This window comes from Pseudomonas sp. B21-017, assembly GCF_024749245.1.
Lineage (GTDB): Bacteria > Pseudomonadota > Gammaproteobacteria > Pseudomonadales > Pseudomonadaceae > Aquipseudomonas.
The window spans coordinates 6,500,946-6,518,620 of sequence record NZ_CP087194.1 but is presented as its reverse complement, the minus strand read 5'-3'; the positions used below and the strand labels follow the sequence as shown (position 1 = coordinate 6,518,620).

The 17,675-nt window shown below is 60.6% G+C and carries 17 protein-coding genes; 9 read left to right on the top strand and 8 right to left on the bottom strand.

The annotated features are described in order from the left end of the window. Positions 1–8: 8 nt before the first annotated feature. The 8 genes from hflK (LOY28_RS29745) (at position 9) to cfaB (ending at position 9,328) form a co-directional block, all read left to right on the top strand. Positions 9–1,973, top strand: a complete 1,965-nt coding sequence (gene hflK / locus LOY28_RS29745) for a protease modulator HflK (RefSeq protein ID WP_258614528.1) — start codon at positions 9–11, stop codon at positions 1,971–1,973. Continuing rightward, a complete protein-coding gene (gene hflC / locus LOY28_RS29740; RefSeq protein ID WP_258612888.1) occupies positions 1,970–3,034 on the top strand; it encodes a protease modulator HflC in 1,065 nt (354 codons plus the stop codon). The genes hflK (LOY28_RS29745) and hflC overlap by 4 nt, the downstream gene beginning before the upstream one ends. Next, positions 3,031–4,089, top strand: a complete 1,059-nt coding sequence (gene hflK, locus LOY28_RS29735) for a protease modulator HflK (RefSeq protein WP_026286517.1) — start codon at positions 3,031–3,033, stop codon at positions 4,087–4,089. Before hflC ends, hflK (LOY28_RS29735) begins: the two co-directional genes overlap by 4 nt. Continuing rightward, positions 4,086–5,996, top strand: a complete 1,911-nt coding sequence (locus tag LOY28_RS29730; protein ID WP_111453106.1) for a heavy metal translocating P-type ATPase — start codon at positions 4,086–4,088, stop codon at positions 5,994–5,996. The genes hflK (LOY28_RS29735) and LOY28_RS29730 overlap by 4 nt, the downstream gene beginning before the upstream one ends. Positions 5,997–6,115: 119 nt before the next feature. Continuing rightward, entirely contained in the window at positions 6,116–6,370 is a 255-nt protein-coding gene (locus LOY28_RS29725) for a membrane protein (protein ID WP_018927345.1), read from the top strand. Positions 6,371–6,435: 65 nt separating this feature from the next. Then, positions 6,436–7,281: a DUF692 domain-containing protein gene (locus LOY28_RS29720; protein WP_018927346.1), complete on the top strand. Its 846-nt coding sequence runs from the start codon at positions 6,436–6,438 to the stop codon at positions 7,279–7,281. Further along, positions 7,272–8,072 (top strand): DNA-binding domain-containing protein, encoded by an 801-nt coding sequence (locus LOY28_RS29715; protein ID WP_258612887.1) that lies wholly within the window; start codon positions 7,272–7,274, stop codon positions 8,070–8,072. Before LOY28_RS29720 ends, LOY28_RS29715 begins: the two co-directional genes overlap by 10 nt. A gap of 71 nt (positions 8,073–8,143) precedes the next feature. Beyond that, positions 8,144–9,328, top strand: coding sequence for a C17 cyclopropane fatty acid synthase CfaB (gene cfaB / locus LOY28_RS29710; protein WP_018927348.1), 1,185 nt, complete (start codon positions 8,144–8,146; stop codon positions 9,326–9,328). Here cfaB and cls read toward each other — a convergent pair. After that, on the bottom strand, positions 9,325–10,764 hold the full coding sequence (gene cls, locus LOY28_RS29705; RefSeq protein ID WP_258612886.1) for a cardiolipin synthase: 1,440 nt from the start codon (positions 10,762–10,764) through the stop codon (positions 9,325–9,327). The genes cfaB and cls overlap by 4 nt on opposite strands. 132 nt (positions 10,765–10,896) lie before the next feature. On the opposite strand from cls, the gene LOY28_RS29700 reads away from it, so the two are divergent. Next, positions 10,897–11,418 (top strand): DUF3617 domain-containing protein, encoded by a 522-nt coding sequence (locus LOY28_RS29700; RefSeq protein WP_258612885.1) that lies wholly within the window; start codon positions 10,897–10,899, stop codon positions 11,416–11,418. 78 nt (positions 11,419–11,496) lie between these two features. Here LOY28_RS29700 and LOY28_RS29695 read toward each other — a convergent pair whose 3' ends face one another. The 7 genes from LOY28_RS29695 to folE2 are packed head-to-tail and all read right to left on the bottom strand — an operon-like array spanning position 11,497 to position 17,633. Beyond that, positions 11,497–12,387 carry a His/Gly/Thr/Pro-type tRNA ligase C-terminal domain-containing protein gene (locus LOY28_RS29695; protein ID WP_258612884.1) on the bottom strand — a complete coding sequence of 297 codons (891 nt, stop codon included), beginning with the start codon at positions 12,385–12,387 and terminating at the stop codon, positions 11,497–11,499. Positions 12,388–12,421: 34 nt separating this feature from the next. Beyond that, entirely contained in the window at positions 12,422–13,759 is a 1,338-nt protein-coding gene (locus LOY28_RS29690) for a dihydroorotase (protein ID WP_258612883.1), read from the bottom strand. Positions 13,760–13,761: 2 nt separating this feature from the next. Then, on the bottom strand, positions 13,762–14,322 hold the full coding sequence (locus LOY28_RS29685; RefSeq protein WP_018927353.1) for a DapH/DapD/GlmU-related protein: 561 nt from the start codon (positions 14,320–14,322) through the stop codon (positions 13,762–13,764). Further along, positions 14,319–15,194 (bottom strand): metal ABC transporter substrate-binding protein, encoded by an 876-nt coding sequence (locus LOY28_RS29680; RefSeq protein WP_018927354.1) that lies wholly within the window; start codon positions 15,192–15,194, stop codon positions 14,319–14,321. The genes LOY28_RS29685 and LOY28_RS29680 overlap by 4 nt, the downstream gene beginning before the upstream one ends. A gap of 11 nt (positions 15,195–15,205) precedes the next feature. Beyond that, a complete protein-coding gene (locus LOY28_RS29675) occupies positions 15,206–16,072 on the bottom strand; it encodes a metal ABC transporter permease (protein WP_096479339.1) in 867 nt (288 codons plus the stop codon). After that, positions 16,072–16,740, bottom strand: a complete 669-nt coding sequence (locus LOY28_RS29670) for a metal ABC transporter ATP-binding protein (RefSeq protein ID WP_018927356.1) — start codon at positions 16,738–16,740, stop codon at positions 16,072–16,074. The genes LOY28_RS29675 and LOY28_RS29670 overlap by 1 nt, the downstream gene beginning before the upstream one ends. Further along, positions 16,737–17,633, bottom strand: coding sequence for a GTP cyclohydrolase FolE2 (folE2, locus tag LOY28_RS29665; protein WP_258612882.1), 897 nt, complete (start codon positions 17,631–17,633; stop codon positions 16,737–16,739). The genes LOY28_RS29670 and folE2 overlap by 4 nt, the downstream gene beginning before the upstream one ends. Positions 17,634–17,675 lie beyond the last annotated feature (42 nt).

The window sequence follows — 17,675 nt, the reverse complement described above, 5'->3', positions numbered from 1 at the left end:
GGGGTGGTATGCAAGTCGATCTCGATGGCGATGGAGCACAGATAGCAGGGCTGCCGCGCTTTCAGCAGGCGGTCGTTCAAGGACGTCGATTGCGCCAATGGGCAATCGGTTTGGGTGCCTTGGCGGCCGCAGGGCTGGTGCTGGCGTTTTTTGTCGGGCTGTTTGCACCGCAATCGCTCTGGCCCGCGTTGCTGGTCAATCAGAGCGCCGGTTTGCTGGTGTTGGTCGCCGGTCTGCAGTCGGCCTGGTGGGTAACGCAGTGGCGTGCACGAGCGATGAATCCGGCCGCGTTGGTGCCGGTGGCTATCACTGAAGAAGTCGTTGTCGCCGAAGGTTGGTACGAGCGGTTGCTGGACGGCATCAGTCAGCGTTGGCTGCGCTTGCTGGGGCAGATCGGTGCACCGACGCTCTGGCTTGGTGGCTGGGCGTTGTTGAGTTTGTACAGCATCGAGCAGGTCTGGAACCTCGCTTTGCCACCCGCTGCGTTGGGATTATCGGCCAGTGTCGGCGCGGCGTTGTCGTTGCTGCTGGCGTTCGGTTTGCTGGTACTGGAGCGGCAACTGGCGCAGGAATATGTCGCCCAATGGCCTGAGGCCGGGTCGTTGGCGCAGCTGACGCGGGTCGCGATTATTGGCCTGGTGCTCAGCGCCTTGTGTCTGTTGTTCGGTAGCGAAACAGCCGTCTGGCCGGTGCGTCTGGCGGTGCTGATCGGCTTGTTGCCGGGGCTGGTCGCCATCGAGTTGTTGCTGCGCGCCGTGTTGTCACTGTTCAGCCCCCGTCGTGAACAGCTTGAACCGACCTTGCTGGCGCGAAGCTTCGTCGCCGATATGTTGCGCTGGCCGCCACAGCCCCTGCTCGCATTGCAGCACGAGTTGCACAATCGCTTCGGTATCGACCTGCGACAAATCTGGGCTTTCACCTACATGCGTCGGGCGTTTTTGCCGGTGCTGGCGGTGGTGGCAATCGTCGGTTGGTCGCTCACCGGCATTCATGAAATACCGCTACAGGGGCGGGGCATCTACGAACGTTTCGGCAAACCGGTGGAAGTGTTTGGGCCCGGTTTGCACGCCGGTTTGCCGTGGCCGCTGGGTCGCGTGCTGAGCGTCGAGAACGGCGTAGTCCATGAGTTGGCCACCAGCGTGGGCGAAGCATCGGCCCCGGTCGCGGCCGAACCTGCCGAAGGCCCGGCACCGGCCATTGCCAATCGCTTGTGGGACGCCAGCCATGTGAATGACAAATCCCAGGTCATCGCCAGCAGCCGTGCCGACAAGCAGAGCTTTCAGATCGTCAACATGGACGTGCGCTTCGTCTATCGCATCGGCCTGAGCGATCAGGCGGCTCTGGCCGCGACGTACAACAGCGCCGACGTGCCGACGCTGATTCGCAGCACCGCCAGCCGGATTCTGGTTCATGACTTCGCCTCAAGAACCCTCGACGGTTTGCTCGGCGAAGACAGGGTAGGGCTCTCTGAAGAAATCGGCCGCGCCGTGCAGGCGGATCTGCAAAAACTCGACAGCGGCGTGGAAATTCTCGCCACGGTGGTCGAGGCCATTCATCCGCCAGCGGGGGCTGCCAATGCTTATCACGGCGTTCAAGCAGCGCAGATTGGCGCCCAGGCATTGATCTCCCGCGAGCGCGGTGCCGCAGCGGAGGCGACCAACCAGGCGCAATTGCAGGCCAGCATCGCTCGCGATCAAGCCACGGCCAGTGCGCATGAGATCAACTCGAGCGCTCGGGCCGCCGACCTGAAATTTGCCGCCGAGCGAAAGGCGTACTCCAGCGCCGGCCAGGCTTTTGTACTGGAGCAATATCTCAGCCAACTGACCCAGGGTCTGGCTAACGCCAAGCTGCTGGTTCTCGATCACCGTCTGGGTGGTAGCAGCAATGCGCCGACCATCGACCTACGTACATTCACGCTGCCGGCTGACCCTGCGCCGTCGCGTAATACCGCTCAGCCAGGAGCCGCCCATTGAGCCAGTCGACGCCTACTCACGATCATCACGATCATCACGACCACGATGACCACGCCGGCCACGATCACGGCCATGGCGGGCATCACCACGGTCATCATCACCATCACCACCATGGTGATCCGCACGAAGCTGGCCCTTTTCCGTGGCGGCGAATGGGCTGGGCGGCGCTGCTGGTGGCCTTTGCCGTTGCGGCGGCAAGCCTGGTGCAAGTGCGCTCGGGGGAGGCCACGGTGATTACGCGCTTTGGCAATCCATCGCGGGTGTTGCTGGAGCCGGGTCTTGGCTGGCGTTGGCCGGCGCCGTTCGAGGCGGCGATTCCGGTTGATCTGCGGCTGCGTACCACCTCCAGCGGTTTGCAGGATGTGGGCACGCGCGACGGTCTGCGCATCATCGTGCAAGCCTACGTGGCCTGGCAGGTACAGGGCGATCCGGACAACGTGCAACGTTTTATGCGCGCTGTACAGAATCAACCCGATGAAGCCGCGCGGCAGATTCGTACCTTTGTCGGCTCGGCGCTGGAAACCACTGCCAGCAGTTTCGACCTGGCCAACCTGGTGAACACCGACGCCAACCAGGTGCACATCGCCGATTTCGAAGCGCAGCTGCGCCAGCAGATCGATCAGCAGTTGCTCACCACCTATGGCGTGCGAGTGCTGCAAGTCGGTATCGAGCGCTTGACGCTGCCATCGGTGACGCTCACCGCGACGGTCGATCGTATGCGCGCCGAGCGTGAAACAATCGCCACTGAACGCACGGCTATCGGCAAACGTGAAGCGGCACAAATCCGTTCTGCGGCCGAGCGTGATGCGCGAATCGTACAAGCTGATGCCACTGTGAAAGCCGCAGACATCGAAGCCCAATCCCGCGTCGAAGCCGCGCAGATTTACGGCCGCGCCTACGCAGGCTCACCGCAGCTCTACAATTTGCTGCGTTCGCTCGACACCTTGGGCACCATCGTCGCACCGGGCACCAAGCTGATTTTGCGCACAGATGCGGCGCCGTTCCGGGTGTTGGTTGATGGCCCACCGACGCTCGATAACAAGTCCGGGTCGCAGCCATGAGTTTGGTTCCACGTGGAACAAATGAATTGAGCAGCCCCTGGATTCAGGCCGGGCGCTTGGCTTTTCTCGCGCTTTACGCCGTGACCGTGCTGGCTGCTTTGGCGTGGGCATTTTCCAATGTGCGGCAGATCGACCCGCAGAATCGCGCCGTGGTGCTGCACTTCGGCGCGCTGGATCGCATTCAAAATTCCGGCTTACTGTTGGCGTGGCCGCGACCGTTTGAGCAGGTGATCTTGTTGCCGGCAGCGGACCGGGTGATCGAGCGTCGGGTGGAAAATCTGCTGCGCACCGATGCCGCGTTGCAGGCCGACCGGGTGGCGAGCTTCGCCACACCCCTCAGCGATGCGCTCGCCGGCTCCGGTTATCTGCTGACCGGTGACGCGGGCGTGGTGCAGCTGGATGTGCGGGTGTTCTACAAAGTCACTGAGCCCTATGCCTTCGTTCTTCAGGGTGAGCATGTGTTGCCGGCTCTGGATCGACTGGTGACGCGCAGTGCCGTGGCACTCACCGCGGCGCGAGACCTGGACACCATTCTGGTGGCTCGACCGGAACTGATCGGTGCCGACAATCAGGCTGCCGAACGTCGCGAACGTCTGCGCGGCGATCTGGTGCGAGGCATCAATCAACGCTTGGCCGAACTGACGGCGACCGGGCAGGGCTTGGGTATCGAAGTGGCGCGGGTCGATGTGCAATCGAGTCTGCCCGGCCCGGCAGTGAGCGCGTTCAACGCCGTGTTAACTGCCAGCCAGCAAGCTGACAAGGCCGTGGCCAATGCGCGCACGGAAGCCGAGAAGCTGACTCAGTCCGCCAATGAACAAGCCGACCGCACGCTGCAAGTGGCTCACGCCCAGGCCAGCGAACGCTTGGCCAAAGCCTCCACCGACACCGCCACAGTATTAAGCCTGGCCAAGGCGCAACAGCAGGGCACCGATCCGCAAATGCTGCTGCGTATTTACCGTGAGCGGATGCCGAAGATTCTCGGGCAGGCCGGTTCGGTGACGACGGTCGATCCGAAAGACGATTCCCGCCTGATCATTCAGGGAGCTGCGCAATGACTGCCCAAACCGCCGCCGCGCCGAGCATGTTGTCCTCGGCTGAACAACGTAGCGCCGCGCGCCAGTTGACCCTGGCCATGCTTGCACTGGGCTTGCTTGCGCTCGGCCTGATCTGGCGCTGGTTGTTGCCGGAGCAGACCGGGGTCAGCCAATTGCTGTTGGGTTTTGCTTCGTTGCTGGTGGCCGTGCCGGTCATGCGTTCGGCGTGGTACAGCCTGCGTTATCCGAGCCTGCACGGGATCACCGATCAGTTGATTGCCCTCGCCATGCTCGGCGCTTGGGCCACTGGCGATCTGCTGACTGCGGCACTGCTGCCGATCATCATGATCTTCGGCCATGTGCTGGAAGAGCGCAGCGTGATCGGCTCACAGGAAGCGATTCATGCCCTCGGCAAACTGACGCGTAGCCATGCGCGCAAGATTCAGGCTGACGGCGCTATCGTTGAAGTCGATAACGGCACACTCAAGGCCGGCGACCTGGTGGAGGTGCGTGCGGGTGATCGCGTGCCGGCCGATGGTCGGGTGTTGTCCGGTCAGGCGAGCCTCGACACTGCATCGATCACCGGTGAGTCGGTGCCCATAGAGGCCGTTGTGGGCATGCCGGTGTTCGGCGGAGCGATCAACCTTGATGGCTTGTTGCGCATTGAAGTGACCCGCACCGGTCACGAGTCAACACTGGGTAAAGTCATCGCGTTGATGCAAAACGCCGAACGCTCCAAGCCGCCGATCACCCGTTTGCTCGAACGCTACGCCGGTAGCTACATGGTGCTGGTGTTGCTGCTGGCGGCCGTAACCTGGTTCGTCACCAACGATGCCCAGGCGATGCTTGCGGTGTTGGTGGCGGCCTGTCCTTGCGCACTGGTGTTGTCGGCACCGGCCACGGCGATTGCCGGGGTGGCGGTCGCAGCTCGGCACGGGATTCTGATTCGCAGCTCGGCGTTCCTCGAAGAGTTGGCTGACCTGACGTCGTTGGTGGTCGACAAGACCGGAACCCTGACGTTCGGCACCTTGCGCCTGCAATCGATCGACAGTCCGCTGAAAGATCGCAGTCACGTACTGAAACTCGCCGCCAGCCTTGGCTCTGCCAGCAGCCACCCGGTCAGCCGCGCGTTGGCCGGGTTGGTCACTCAGGAACATTTTCTGCTGCTCTCCGACATCCGCGAGCGTCAGGGGCTGGGTGTCGTGGCGATGACGGAGCAGGGCGAAGCGGCCCTCGGTCGTCCGGAGCTGTTCGCGCAATTGGGCATCGTCACCTCAGCTGTTCCCGGCCACGATGGCCCGATTGCGGGGCTGGCCCTCGACGGTGAATTTCTCGCCTGGCTGTTGCTCGCCGACAGCGTCAAACCTGAGGCGCGGTTTGCCCTGAGCGAGTTGCGTGAACTGGGCCTGGGTCGTCAGTTGTTGTTGACCGGGGATCGACAAAGCGTGGCTCATACGCTGGCCCGGGATGTGGGCATCAGCGATGTCGAAGCCCAGGCCTTGCCCGAGGACAAACTCAATCGCGTGTTGAAAGAAATCGACAGCGGTTTCCGGCCGATGGTGGTGGGAGACGGCATCAACGATTCCCTGGCGCTGAAGGCCGGTGTGGTCGGCGTGGCCATGGGCGCGGGCGGCGCGGACATCGCGCTGGCCTCGGCCGATATCGTACTGATCGGCAGCGACCTGCGCCGGCTCGGAACCTGTGTGCGCCTGAGTCGCCAATGCCGGCAGACTTTACAGGTGAACGTAATCATCGGTCTGGGCTGGACCCTGGCGATTGTCGCCTTTGCCGCATTCGGCTGGCTGGGCGCGGCCGGGGCGATGATTGCCGCGCTGTTGCACAACTTGAGTACGTTATTGGTGCTCGGTAATGCTGGGCGTTTGCTGCGTTTTCAGGAGCCTTTGCTCAAGCTCAAAGATGAGGTTTGAGCGAGGCGAAAAGTTTTTTCATCGCCTCTGTAACGCCGTCAGGGCAGCGCTCTCTAGTGCTGTGTCGGGACTGAACAACCTTCCAGCCGACACCCCTGACGATTACTGAGGATATACAAATGAACTTCAAAACCGCCACCGCCGGTGCCGCTCTCGCCTTTGCCGCTGCAACAATGTTCGCAGGTGTTGCCACTCAGGCTCAGGCCGCCGACGCTGCACAGGTTCACTGCTACGGCGTGACATCGTGCAAAGGCATGAATGACTGCAAGACAGCCGAAAACGCCTGCAAAGGTCAGGCTGTCTGCAAAGGGCATGGCTTCAAGGCAATGACTCAGGCCGAATGCATGAAGGCCGATGGAAAAGTCGGCGAATAACTGACTGCCGAATGCCGTCGCGGTGGCTCTCTTGCCACTGCGGCACTTTGCGAGGAGTCCGCAAAATGTCTGCTTCCCTTTCTTGTCTGGGCTACGGCCTGGGTTTGCGCAGTGCCTACTACCAACAGATTCTTGAACAGTCGCCAGCCGTGGACTGGTTTGAAGTGGTCTCGGAAAATTTCATGGTCCAGGGCGGCAAGGCGCTGTACTACCTGGACGCCATTGCCGAACGGTATCCCGTGGTGATGCATGGCGTATCGCTGTCTATTGGCGGTCCTCATGCCCTCGATCCGCAGTATCTGCAACAGCTGAAACTTCTGGCGGAGCGAGTTGAACCGGCATGGATCTCCGATCACTTGTGCTGGAGCCGTGGCAACGCCCATCAACTCCATGATTTGTTGCCGCTGCCCTACACCGAAGAAAGTCTTTATTACGTAGCCGGCCGAGTGCGGCAGGTTCAGGACGTCTTGCAGCGTCCGCTGGTGCTGGAAAACGTCTCCAGTTACGTGCGCAGCGCTGGCGACGAATTCAGCGAATGGGAGTTTCTTGATGCGCTCAGCCGGTTGAGCGACTGCGAGCTGTTGCTGGACATCAACAACGTCTATGTCAGCTCCCGCAATCATGGCTTCGATCCGTGGACATTCATTCAAGGGCTGCCGGCCAAAAAGGTTCGACAGTTGCACCTGGCTGGCCACAGCGACCACGGCGATTACGTGATCGACACCCATGACCAGCCGGTGAGTGATCCGGTCTGGGCGCTCTATCAACAAACCCTGGGACACCTCGGGCCAGTCGCGACACTGTTGGAACGCGATGATCATTTCCCGCCTTTTGAAGAGCTACTTACCGAGTTGCAAAAGGCCCGGGCATTGGGTGATAGCGTGTTGACCCGGAGACTGAGATGCGCCTGAACGACTGGCAGCTGGCCTTTGAAACGTATCTGCTGGGTGAGCAGACAGCAGCCGATACCGCGCTAGGTGCGAGTCTTATGGGGGGGCCGACACTGGATGTGAGCACCGGGCTGGCGATCTATCACAACGCCTATCAGGCAAGGCTTCAGGAAGTTCTGCGCGGCGACTATCCGGTCATTTGGCATTGGCTGGGTGACGATGAATTCGAGCAGCTCGCGGCGGCTTACATTCGCCAGTGTCCGTCTGTTCATTACAGCCTGAGGTGGCTGGGTGAAGGGTTCGAGTCGTTTATTCGACAGCATTTAGTGCCAGAGCAAAGTGCAGCGCTGGGGGAGTTGGCGGCACTTGAGTGGGCATTCACGCTCGCGTTCGACGCGCCTGAAGGCGCGCCGCTGACGATACAGGACATGGCCGCCCTGAAGCCTGAAGACTGGCCGACGTTGCGGGTCAGCCCCAGCCCCTCTGTGCAATGGCTTGAGTGTGCTTTCAACAGTGTTGCGTTGTGGCGGGCAGTGAAGGATGAAACCGGGTTCCCCGGTAGTGCAGCGTTAGGGGCGCCCCAAGTATTGGTGATCTGGAGAGCGGGGCTGGTTTGTCATTACCGCAGCCTGGAACCTGCGGAGGCGGCAGCTCTAGACGGCTTGTATCAGGGCGACTGGGATTTCGCTGAACTGTGCTCCGAATTAGCAGTCATCTATGGTGAGGATGCACCCCTTCAGGCTGTTACATGGCTGAAACAGTGGGTTCAGGACGGTTGGTTGCAGCCTCGAATCATAGAGAGCAGCTATTAAATCGATAGCCGGCTATTTTTCAAGGATGGACTACCCTCAAATCAGACGTCTGAAAATCAGGGGGATTATCCATGCTCGCGCAACTTCCACTGGCCTTACAGAATCTGCAGTTGCCGCTTCGCTTGCGACTCTGGGATGGCCATGAGTTCAACCTGGGGCCGACGCCCAGCGTCACCATTGTGGTCAAGGACCCGCACATGGTTACCCAGTTCACCCATCCGAGCCTGGACGCGCTGGGGGCGGCGTTCGTCGAAGGCAAACTGGAGCTCGAAGGCTCCATCAGCGACGTGATTCGTGTCTGCGATGAATGGAGTCAGGCGCTGATCAGCGAAGACGACGATGCGCAACCGGTGCGCCTGGTTCACGACAAGGAAACCGACGCCAAAGCCATCTCCTACCACTACGACCTTTCCAACGAGTTCTATCAGCTGTGGCTCGACAGCGACATGGCGTATTCCTGCGCCTACTTCGAGACCGGCAGTGAAACCCTTGAGCAGGCTCAACAAGCCAAGTTTCGCCACCTGTGCCGCAAGTTGCGCTTGCAGCCAGGGGAGTATCTGCTGGATGTCGGTTGCGGCTGGGGCGGGTTGGCGCGGTATGCCGCGCGGGAGTTCGGCGCGAAGGTGTTCGGGATCACGCTCAGTCAAGCGCAGTTGGATTTGGCTCGTGAGCGGGTGAAAGCCGAAGGCCTGGAAGACCAGATCGAACTGCAACTGCTCGACTACCGCGATCTGCCTCAGGACGGGCGTTTCGACAAGGTGGTCAGCGTCGGCATGTTCGAACACGTCGGCCACGCCAATCTGGCCGAATACTGCAAGACCTTGTTCGGCGCGGTGAAAGAGGGCGGTCTGGTGATGAACCACGGGATTACCGCCAAACACACCGACGGTCGTCCGGTCGGGCGCGGTGCTGGTGAGTTCATCGAGAAGTATGTGTTCCCCAACGGCGAACTGCCGCACCTGGCGATGATCTCGGCCGAGATCAGCGAAGCGGGGCTGGAGATTGTCGATGTCGAGAGCCTGCGCCTGCATTACGCGCGGACCCTGGACCACTGGAGCGAACGCCTGGAAGACAATCTGGAAGCCGCCGCCAAACTGGTACCGGAGCAGGCACTACGGATCTGGCGGTTGTATCTGGCGGGATGCGCCTATGCCTTCGCCAGAGGCTGGATCAACCTGCATCAAATCCTCGCGGTGAAAGCCCATCCCGATGGCAGCCATGAACTGCCGTGGACCCGCGACGACATCTACAACTAGAGAATCGGCGAAATAAGCCGGGCGATCCGCATGCCGACCTGTTGCAGGCGGTGGGTTTCCCGGCTTTCTTCTTTGGCGATTTCGTGAGCCTGGGCGAAATCGTAGTTGAGCATCTGCTCCACTTCGGCGGCAAACCCGCTGTCGACCGTCAGCAGCATCACTTCGAAATTCAGCCGGAACGAACGGTTGTCCATGTTGGCGCTGCCGATGGCGCTGATTTCGTCGTCGATCAGCACCACTTTCTGATGCAGGAAGCCGGGTTGATAACGGAACACGCGCACCCCGGCACGTACAGCTTCGAAGGCATAAAGGCTGGAAGCGGCGTAGACGATCCGGTGATCCGGCCGCGATGGCAACAGGATCCGTACATCCACACCGCGCAGCACCGCCAGTCGCAACGCGGCGAACACCGCTTCGTCGGGGATGAAGTAAGGGCTGGTGATCCACACGCGTTCCGTCGCCGCATGGATGGCTTCGACGAAGAATAGCGAACAGGTTTCGTAGGAGTCCGCCGGGCCGCTGGCCAGTAATTGGCAGAGCACGCCGTCATCTGGATAAACGTCTGGCAGGATCAGCGGGGGCAGCGAGCGGGCTGCCCAGAACCAGTCTTCGGCGAAGGACTCCTGCATGCAGGCCACCACCGGCCCGCGAACTTGCACGTGGGTATCGCGCCAGGGCGCCAGGGGTGGTTTCTCGCCCATGTACTCGTCGCCGACATTGAGCCCGCCGACAAAGCCGACAAGCCCGTCGACCACTACGATCTTGCGGTGGTTGCGGAAATTCACCTGGAAGCGGTTGAGCCAGCCGCTGCGGGTGGCGAAGGCTTTGACCTCGATACCGGCATCTCGCAATGGTTGCACATACTCGTGGGGCAGGGAGTGGCTGCCGATGCGGTCGTAGAGCAAGTAAATCGCCACGCCCTCGGCGGCTTTCTTCGTCAGCAGGGTGTGCAGGCGTTGGCCGAGGCGGTCATCGTGGATAATGAAAAACTGGATCAGCACCGCTTCACGGGCGTTGCTGATGGCGTCGAAAATTGCATCGAACGTGGCTTGGCCGTCGATCAGCAAGTGCACATCGTTGTTTGCCAGGCATGGCATGCGCCCCAGCTTCGGCATGGCCCGCAAAGACGCGTAAGCGCTGGAGGCACGCGCAGCCAGTGCCTCTTCTACCCAGGGGCGCCAGTTCAGTTCGGAGATGGCCTTGCGCATTTCCTCGTTGGCTTGCCGTCGGGCCTTGATGTAACCATCGAAGGTGCTGCGACCGAAGACCAGATAGGGGATCAGCGTGAGGTAGGGAATGAACAGCAGTGACAGGGCCCAGGCGATCGAGCCCTGAGCGGTCCGAACGGTCAACACGGCATGGATGGCGGCGATCGAGCCCAGTGTGTGCAACAGTGCGATCAGATAACCGAATACATGCGGTCCGAAATAATCCATGGGGCAGCCTTGCTCCTTGAAGATTCAATGCTTAACAGACCATGTTCCGGGCAGAATGTCGCTATTTAATTGGCCCATGAACCGAAGCCCGTGGCCGACGTCTAACGGCCACTAATGATCAGGAGTTACTCGATGAACGTTCGTCTGCTGGGTTTGGCCATAGCGTTTGGTTTGGCACTTCCTGTGGCCGCTCAGGCACAGATGCTGCAACCGGGCTTGTGGGAGTTGACCTCAAGCAACATGAAGGTCGATGACCAGAACATGCCCGATCTGCAATTGATCCTCGGCCAGCTACAAAACCAGATGACCCCCCAACAGCGGGCGATGCTGGAGAAACAAGGTATCACCATGGGCGGCAAAGGGATTCGGGCGTGCCTGACACCTGAGCAGGTGAAGAGCGACAACATTCCGCTGACGGACCCGCAATCGGGCTGCAAGCAGGAAATTACCGAGCGTACCGGTAACCAGTGGAAATTCCGTTTCAGCTGTCCGAAAGCGCAGGGCAGCGGAGTGGCCACTTTTATGAGTGACCGTGAGTTCACCACCAAGGTCAACGGCACCTTCAACGCCACCGGCATTCAGCAGAAGGGTAGCCTCGATACTCGCGCTGTGTGGTTGGGTCAGGATTGCGGCACAGTGAAGCCAAGGGCCTAAAAGCTTTGCGGGTAGGCTCGTTCCCACCAGGTCATATGTGATCCCTGTGGGAGCGGGCTCGCCCGCGAAGGTGTCCGCTCAGGCACCAGTCTTGGGCGGGTTCAACAAATCACACACCGCCTCAATCCCTTTCTCCCCGAAATCCTCCCCGCTGCCACTGCGCATGCTGACAAACCCACCGTCCTTTTCCTTCTCTCCGACCACCAACAGGTATGGCACCTTCTGGCTGTGCTGGCGAATCTTGCGGCTGATTTTCTCGTGACGCAGATCCGAGTTGGCGCGCAGTCCGCGCCGGCGCAGCGCTTCGGTCACCGAGTGCGCATAATCGCTCTGACGCTCATCGATATTCACAACCACGACCTGGGGTGGCGCTCGCCAGGTGTCCAGTTCCTGTTGGCTGGACCAACACGTGCCATAGATTCGTTGCTGCAACGTGCCGCTGATGTGGTCCAGTGCAAAGGCCTGCAATACCTTGGTGGTGGGAACATGCGGGCCTGCCGCGAAACCCTCGAAGTCCCCCAGACGATACAGCGATAGCCTTTCGGTTGGCGTTTGCTCCTGCCGGCGGATCGAATGGTTGGTCGCCGCCAATTCGCGCATACGCGCTTCGATCACTGGCAGAGCGGCCAGGGTTAAGGATCGCTGGAAAGCAAACTCATAAAAGAAGCCGTCACCCAGCGCCGATCCGGCCCGCAACTGCGTATTCGGATGCAGCTGTTTTACGGCCATGGCCAGCATCAGCGCACAGGAACGCCGGAGGATCTCCAGACCGTCGGGCTCCTGGGACGTGACGATGCTGACCCGCGCATCGCACTCGATCAGAAATCCGCAGTCCACCAGCACGCCGTCCACTCGACCCGCGAGCGCTGCATTAGCCAGGCCGAGGCTGATACTCGCTGCAACCTCAAACACGGACAGCGGTTGGTCGTACTCACGCAATGAACCATCAGGCAGGGTGATGTGGATCATGATCGGTGTTCTCGAATGTTTTCGATAACCTGCGTCAGCGCATAAACCGTAGCGGTAAGCCCTGACAGTTATCATTAAGACGTTTGTCGTGCCACGCAATTTGTCCCGACACGACCGTGGTGCTGACGCTGTGGCGAAAGCGATGCCGGGCGAAGGGCGTCCAGCCACATTGCGAAAGGATGGGTTGCCGGGAAACGGCCACGCCATCGGGCTCGGGTTTGATCAACACCAGGTCGGCCCAATACCCTTCGCGCAGGTAGCCGCGGTCGGGGATGGCAAACAGATCGGCGACCCGGTGACTGGTTTTGGCCACAAGGGTGGTGATCGGCACGATCCCATCAGCCACCAGCTCCAGCAGCGCGGGCAGGGCGTGTTGCACCAACGGCAAACCGGACGGCGCCTGGTTGTAGGGGCGCTGTTTTTCGGCCCAGGTGTGAGGTGCGTGATCGCTGCCGATCACGTCCAGTCGATTACCCGACAGTGCGTTGCGCAAGGCGTCGCGGTCGGCCTGGGTCTTGATTGCCGGGTTGCATTTGATCAGGTTGCCGAGGCTCGGGTAGTCGCGGTCGTCGAACAACAAGTGGTGCAGACAAACCTCGGCGGTGATGCGTTTCTGTGCCAGCGGCTTGTCTTCGAACAGTGCCAGTTCACGGGCGGTGGTCAGGTGCAAAACGTGCAGCCGGGTGCCGTGACGTCTGGCTAGATCGACGGCCATTGAGGAGGATCGAAAGCACGCTTCGGCATTGCGGATAAGCGCGTGAGCGGCGGGCGGAAGGTGCTCGTCGAACAGCTCTCGCAGGTTCGCCGCGTTGGCTTCAATGCTGGGCGTGTGTTCGCAGTGGGCCAATAAAAGGGTCGGCACCTCGGCGAATAACCGCTCAAGAATTCGCGGATCGTCCACCAGCATATTGCCCGTGGAGGCGCCCATGAACACTTTGACCCCGGCCACTTCGCAAGGATTGAGTGCGGCGACGGTATCGAGATTGTCGTTGCTCACGCCGAAATGAAAACCGTAATTGGCCACTGAGTGAGTTGCCGCTCGACGTTTCTTGTCTGCCAGCGCGGCGAGGGTCAGGGTGGCCGGCGAGGTGTTGGGCATGTCCATGAAGCTGGTGATGCCGCCGGCCACCGCAGCTCGAGATTCAGTATGGAAGCTGCCCTTGTCCGGTGCTCCTGGGTCACGGAAATGCACCTGGTCATCGATCATGCCTGGCAGCAGCCGTTGGCCGTTTGCGTCGAGTTCCACAGCGGCTTTTTCACCTTCGATGCTGCTGGCGATCTTGACGATGCGACCGTGGCTTACCAGCAGATCACCGTCGAATTCCCGACCTTCGTTCACCAGCCGGGCGTTGCGAATCAGCACGCTGCTCATGGTCAGAACTCGTTCTGCAGGGCTTTGTAGCCGCGCACCAAATCGACGTTGGTGCGTGCTACGTCTTCGGAAAACTCCGAGGCGCTGACGCTGACGGGTGGGAACTGCGACAGGTCGGTGTTGGGGCCGATGCGTGTGGTGGAGGGCACGTAGAAGGCGTCAGGCAAGTCACGACCATCGACTACCGAGTTGTGCCGCACCACGCAACCGTCGCCCACCGCGCAGTTGAACAGCACGCTGTTGAAACCGATGAACACGCGATTACCGACCCTGCAGGGTCCGTGGACGATGGAGCGGTGGGCGATGGAGCTGAACTCGCCGATGGTCACCGCCGCGCCGGACTTGGAGTGGATCACCACGCCATCCTGGATGTTCGAATTGGCGCCGATGGTGATTGCTTCCATCTCGCCCGAGTCGTCCACTTCATCGGCGCGAATCACCGCGTAGGGGCCGACGAAGACGTTCTCGCCGATCACCACTTTGCCGCAGATGATTGCGGTTTTATCCACGTACGCCGACTCCGCAATCAATGGCAGATCACCTGAAGGATTCTTGCGGATCATGGCTTGCTCAATGCCTCGTACAAAGTGTTGAGGTTGTATTCGAACAGCCCGGTGAAGGTGCTGGCCGGGCCGGTTGCAGCGAGGGCATCGGAGTACAACGTGCCACCGATATGCGCGCCGCTTTCATCAGCGATTTGCTTGAGCAGGCGCGTGTCCTTGATGTTTTCCATGAACACCGCTTTGACCTTGGCCTGACGGATCTGTGTGATCAGCGCAGCGACTTCGGCGGCCGAAGGTTCGCGTTCTGTGGACAGGCCTTGCGGCGCCATGAAGTTGATGCCGTAAGCCTGACCGAGATAGCCGAAGGCATCATGGGAGGTGACGATTTTGCGATTACCCGGCGGCAGCGAACCGAGCTTGGCTTTAGCCTCGGCGAGCAAGGCGTAGATCTTTTTCAGATAGGCCTGGCTGTTGTGTTCGTAGTCAGCTTTGTTTGCAGGGTCGGCGGCGATCAGCGCTTTGGTGATGTTGCTGATGTACAACTCGGTGTTCGCCAGGTTGTGCCAGGCGTGCGGGTCGGGAATGGTTTCGCCGTCTTCATCCAGCGAGCGCGGAATGACACCGTGGCTGGCGTTGATGACCGGGGCTTTGGTTTCGGTGCTGGTCACCAGGCGGTCCAGCCATGGCTCGAAACCCAGCCCGTTCTTGATGATCAGTTTGGTGTTGAGCAGTGCCTTTGCATCATCCGGCGTCGGTTCGTAGGTGTGGGCATCGGCGTCCGGACCGACCATGTTGGTGATCTGAATATGGTCGCCGCCAACCTGATGGGTCATGTCGGCGAGGATGCTGAAGCTGGTGACCACCTGGAGTTTTTCCGCGGCAGACAGCGACATCGACAGCATCAGACTGAACAGCACGAGTAAAGCGCGCATCGGGTTACACCTCATTGGGATGTGAGCAAAGGCGGGCGGCGCAGCAAACCGTGTACCGGACCGAACACCACGGACAGCAGATACACACCGCCAGCCACCAGCACGATTGCCGGGCCGCTGGGCAGCGAGTAGTAGAACGACAGCAACAATCCGAGCCAGACCGAGAAGCTGCCGAGCAACGCGGCGATGATGATCAGTACCGGCAAACGACGACTCCAGAAGCGAGAAGCGGCGGCCGGCAGCATCATCAAACCGACCACCATCAGCGCGCCGATAGCCTGGAAACCGATCACCAGGTTCAGCACCACCAACGTCAGAAATACCCCGTGAGCCAGCGGCCCGAGACGGCTGACGGTTTGCAGAAAGAGCGGGTCGAGGGTGTCCAGCAACAGTGGTTTGTAGATCAGGGCCATGGCGAGCAGGCTGAAGCCCGAGACCCAGAGCATGCCGGTCAAGGTCGGGCCATCGACCGCCAGCGCCGAACCGAATAACAGGTGCAACAGGTCCAGCCGCTTGCCGGCGATACCGAGGATCAGCACGCCGCTGGCCAGCGATATCGGGTAAATCGCGGCCAGGCTCGCGTCCTCCCGCAAGCCGGTGCGACGGGTAATCCAGGCGGCCAGTCCGGCCATGCTCAGGCCGGCACCGAGGCCGCCAATGGTCAGCGCGGGTAGGCTCAAGCCTGCGTACCAGAAGCCCAATGCGGCGCCGGGCAAGATGCCGTGAGCCACTGCGTCGCCGATCAGACTCATGCGCCGCAGAATCAGAAACACCCCAAGCGGCGCCGTGCTGCAGGCTAGAACAAGGCCACCCAGCAGTGCCCGACGCATGAACACGAATTCGTGAAACGGTTGCCAAAGGTGAGCAGCGGCGATCATCAAGCCACCTGCGTCTGAGGTTGTTGGCGAATCAGCTCGGTACTGGGGCCGAGGACGCAGCCGCTGCTTTTGATCAGTAGCGCTTGTGGAATCTGTTGGCGCACGGCGGCCAGGTCATGACACACCACGACCAGGGTTCGACCGTCTGCATGCCAGGCGTGGAGGTGTTTCCAGAGCAGCGCCTGGCCGAGTTCGTCGAGCGCGGCGTGGGGTTCGTCGAGCAGCAGCAAGGGCGCTTCCGCGAGGCTCAGTCGGGCGAGTAGGGCACGTTGCAATTCGCCTCCGGAGAGGGCCATTAACGGGCGATGTTCCAGACCGCTCAGGCACCAGTCTTCCAGTGCAGCCTTGAGTCGCTGGCTGCGAATTTCCGGAGTTTGCTTGCTGCCCCAGAAACCTGCGGCCACCAACTCTTGCAGGCTGATGGGGAACTGCCGGTCCAAGTGTTGTTGCTGAGGCAGGAACGAAAGGCCGCCCTTTCGTGGAACATCAATGACGACGTTGCCGGCCAGTGGCTTTTGCAGGCCGGCGATGACTTTCAGCAGGCTGCTTTTGCCCGACCCGTTGGCGCCGATGACGGCGGTCAGACTCCCCTTGGGCAGTTCGAAATCAACTGCTGGAGTGAGCGGCTGACCGGGTGCGCCCCAGCGCAAGGCTTGGCATCGAATCATGCGGCCTCCCAGTTCCAGCGGCTTTCGGCGACGGCATCATGGGCGTGAAGGCTTTCAGCGTGGACGACTCGCACGTGAAAGGCGTTGATGCCTGGGGAGCGTTTCAATGCCAGGTTCAAGCGTCGCGCGGCGTCTTCGCAGAACATCAGGTTCTGACCGTTGGCGAGGGCGAAAGCTTGTTCGTCGGCGCGTTTCACGGCGGTTTGCAAAGCAGTGCCGAGAGCGGCTTCCGCGTCGTTGATCGCGGCGATCAACGGCAGGTCATCCAGATAGTCATCCAGACGCAGCTGCAATTGCGCATTACTGCGTTGGCTATGCGGGGTCGCGACGATGCCTTTCGTGGAACCGAGCCAAGCCAGAACGTCTGCGTGTTGCAATGGTTGATTGGCGAAGTCATCAACGAATTGCTGCTGAATCAGCTGCCTCGAAAGGGCTGCTGAGCATGGACAGGTTGAGGAATAAGGCACGTCGATTTTTAGTTCCACGTGGAACATCGCGTTTTTCAGACTCGCTTCGATGCTCACCGGATAGGTTTTCCAGCCGGACAACGGACTGACGAGCGCGGGTCTTTTGAGCAGAAGTTCGGTGTGAATTTTTAGGTAAGCGTTGTGGGAAAGTCCTTCATGAGTCTCGAGAAAACTCAGCAAGACTCGCCGCAACAACGCGGGTGAAAGGTTTTCCTGCTCAAGCATTTCCAGCGCCAGGTACAGCCGCGACATATGGATGCCACGCGCCTCTCCATCGTCGAGGCTAACGCCAGCGTCGGCTTTTGCACTCAGTCGCTGGCCATCGAATAAAACAGGAAGAGCAATGCCGCACATGCCCACCCAATCGAGTGGCAGGGCTTGGCGTGAGGCCTGCGCGGCGATATCCGGCAGAGTCAGCGCATTCATGAGCAGGTCCATCATTGGAGTTGATTTGGCATGTTATATTAT